2 rRNA genes are annotated in these 3,666 nt (G+C 54.0%); both read right to left on the bottom strand.

Going from position 1 to position 3,666, the window contains the following annotated elements:
- Positions 1 to 104: 104 nt before the first annotated feature.
- Positions 105 to 219: ribosomal RNA gene (gene rrf / locus AC0L15_RS32980) — 5S ribosomal RNA — on the bottom strand.
- Between the two features lie 296 nt (positions 220 to 515).
- Positions 516 to 3,382, bottom strand: a 23S ribosomal RNA gene (locus tag AC0L15_RS32975).
- Positions 3,383 to 3,666 lie beyond the last annotated feature (284 nt).

Here is a 3,666-nt window from a genome sequence, read left to right as displayed (position 1 = left end):
CAAGCTTGCGCCAACTGAAAGGGCCGCTTGCGCGGCCCGGGTTCCCGATTGGCGGGCCTGATTTGTAAGGAGAAGACTGGATTTTTGCAACGTGCGTTTTGCAGACCTGGCAGCGACCTACTCTCCCGCGTCTTGAGACGAAGTACCATCAGCGCTGGAGCGTTTCACGGCCGAGTTCGGAATGGGATCGGGTGCAGCCGCTCCGCCATAACCACCAGGTCGGCAAAGCGCACGTTGCTCGAGAAGCTTTTTGAGCGAATAGCGATGAGAGAGTAGCGAATAGGGAACCCTATTTTCTGCTCTCTCTGAGCTGTTCGCTGGTCTTATGTGTGCCTTTACCGTTCTTTTGGTCTTGGCGCCTTTCGAAGCGAAGCTTCGCAAGGTCGACAGACCGTCGGCGCCGATGCGCCGCACCCACGTAGCGCCGCCCGCAGGGCGGAACAAGCGTGAGTGAGAACAGACCATCTCGGCGCAATCCGAAGGATTGTCGCCCAAAATGGGCATAGGGAATGAGAACGATCAAGCCGATCGAACTATTAGTACCGGTAAGCTTCAAGCGTTGCCGCTCTTCCACACCCGGCCTATCAACGTGGTCGTCTTCCACGGTTCTCAGGGAATACTCGTTTTAAGGTGGGTTTCCCGCTTAGATGCCTTCAGCGGTTATCCCGTCCGGATATAGCTACCCTGCTATGCGGCTGGCGCCACAACAGGTCCACCAGAGATCCGTCCATCCCGGTCCTCTCGTACTAGGGACAGATCCTTTCAATATTCCTACACCCACGGCAGATAGGGACCGAACTGTCTCACGACGTTCTGAACCCAACTCACGTACCGCTTTAAATGGCGAACAGCCATACCCTTGGGACCTGCTCCAGCCCCAGGATGCGATGAGTCGACATCGAGGTGCCAAACAACCCCGTCGATATGGACTCTTGGGGGTCATCAGCCTGTTATCCCCGGCGTACCTTTTATCCGTTGAGCGATGGCCCTTCCACGCGGGACCACCGGATCACTATGACCGACTTTCGTCTCTGCTCGACTTGTCAGTCTCGCAGTCAGGCAGGCTTATGCCATTGCACTCAGCGAACGATTTCCGACCGTTCTGAGCCCACCATCGCGCGCCTCCGTTACTCTTTAGGAGGCGACCGCCCCAGTCAAACTACCCACCATACATTGTCCCGGACCCGGATGACGGGCCGCGGTTAGACATCCATAGTGATAAGGGTGGTATTTCAAGGGTGGCTCCACCTGAGCTGGCGCCCAGGTTTCAAAGCCTACCACCTATCCTACACATGCCACTACGAATGCCAATGTAAAGCTATAGTAAAGGTGCACGGGGTCTTTCCGTCTAACCGCAGGAACCCCGCATCTTCACGGGGAATTCAATTTCACTGAGTCTATGCTGGAGACAGCGGGGAAGTCGTTACGCCATTCGTGCAGGTCGGAACTTACCCGACAAGGAATTTCGCTACCTTAGGACCGTTATAGTTACGGCCGCCGTTTACTGGGGCTTCGATTCAGAGCTTGCACCCCTCCTCTTAACCTTCCAGCACCGGGCAGGCGTCAGACCCTATACGTCGTCTTGCGACTTCGCAGAGCCCTGTGTTTTTGATAAACAGTCGCTACCCCCTGGTCTGTGCCACCCTCCTCCACTTGCGTGGAAAAGGGTCACGCTTCTTCCGAAGTTACGCGTGCAATTTGCCGAGTTCCTTCAGCATAGTTCTCTCAAGCGCCTTGGTATACTCTACCAGTCCACCAGTGTCGGTTTCGGGTACGGTCTATAAGGAGGAGCTATTTCCTGGAACCACGCAGCAGCCCGTTCAATCCGATAAGATTGGACTACCTCAATGATCCGTCACTTCCTCCAGGCCCACGAATATTAACGTGGTTCCCATCGTCTACGCATTTCTGCCTCGACTTAGGGGCCGGCTAACCCTGCTCAGATTAGCTTTAAGCAGGAACCCTTGGACTTTCGGCGGGGGAGTCTCTCACTCCCCTTACGTTACTCATGTCAGCATTCGCACTTCTGATACCTCCACCACCCCTCACGGGTATGGCTTCATCAGCTTACAGAACGCTCCGCTACCGCTCGTGATTGCTCACGAACCCTAAGCTTCGGTGTATGGCTTGAGCCCCGTTACATTTTCGGCGCAAAGACCCTTATTTAGACCAGTGAGCTGTTACGCTTTCTTTAAATGATGGCTGCTTCTAAGCCAACATCCTGGTTGTTTTGGGATCCTCACATCCTTTCCCACTTAGCCATAACTTGGGGACCTTAGCTGTAGGTCAGGGTTGTTTCCCTTTTCACGACGGACGTTAGCACCCGCCGTGTGTCTGCCGACTAGTACTCCCAGGTATTCGGAGTTTGGTTAGGTTTGGTAATCCGGTGAGGACCCCTAGCCCATCCAGTGCTCTACCCCCTGGGGTATTCGGTCGACGCTCTACCTAAATAGATTTCGCGGAGAACCAGCTATTTCCGAGTTTGATTGGCCTTTCACCCCTAGCCACAAGTCATCCCGAACTATTGCAACAGTTATGGGTTCGGTCCTCCAGTAAGTGTTACCTTACCTTCAACCTGCTCATGGCTAGATCACTCGGTTTCGGGTCTAATGCGACGAACTGAACGCCCTGTTCAGACTCGCTTTCGCTGCGCCTACACCTAGCGGTTTAAGCTTGCTCGTCACACTAAGTCGCTGACCCATTATACAAAAGGTACGTGGTCACCCAGGACGAACCTTGGACTCCCACTGTTTGTAGGCAATCGGTTTCAGGTACTCTTTCACTCCCCTTGTCGGGGTGCTTTTCACCTTTCCCTCACGGTACTAGTTCGCTATCGGTCATGCACGAGTACTTAGGCTTGGAGGGTGGTCCCCCCAATTTCAGACAGGATTTCACGTGTCCCGCCTTACTCGAGGACGATGATTTGCATTACGCGTACGGGGCTGTCACCCACTATGGCCCTACTTTCCAGAAGGTTCCGCTTGTCTCATCATCGCCACTGGCCTGGTCCGGGTTCGCTCGCCACTACTGCCGGAGTCTCGGTTGATGTCCTTTCCTACGGGTACTTAGATGTTTCAGTTCCCCGCGTTCGCCACTTTATCCCTATGTATTCAGGATAAGTTACCTATAACAGATCCTTGGAAACCACAGCAGCAAGTCTGCGCGATCTCAAAGAGATCGTCGCTTAACGCTCAATCCTTTTGGGATCTCGCGCCAATTACCTGCTGCTCTGATTTTCCAAGCACCTTAGGTGGGTTTCCCCATTCGGAAATCTACGGATCAAAGGGTATTCGCACCTCCCCGTAGCTTATCGCAGCGTATCACGTCCTTCATCGCCTGTGCATGCCAAGGCATCCACCAATTGCCCTTAAGACACTTGATCGTTCTCATTGCCAATACCCACCGCGCGATCCCGAAGGGATCGTCGCTTCAGCCACAAACCCAAAGGATTGTCGCCTCAGCGCGATCTCGAAGAGATCGTCGCTCGAACCAGATCCTGTGCAGGATCTAGCTTCAATGGCATTGGCACAAAAAGACCAGCTTCTCGAGATCGGTTCGAGGGTGCGGTTAGGCAAACCCATCATATGCGGGAGATTGAGCGTCTCCCGCGACAAATCACACCCCTTGCGGGCTGTGAAGTTCGAACAAATCTTCTCTTTACGATGT

The organism is Mesorhizobium sp. WSM4846, assembly GCF_055811415.1.
The sequence above is the reverse complement of the archived record's forward strand: the minus strand, read 5'-3'. Positions and strand labels throughout refer to the sequence as shown.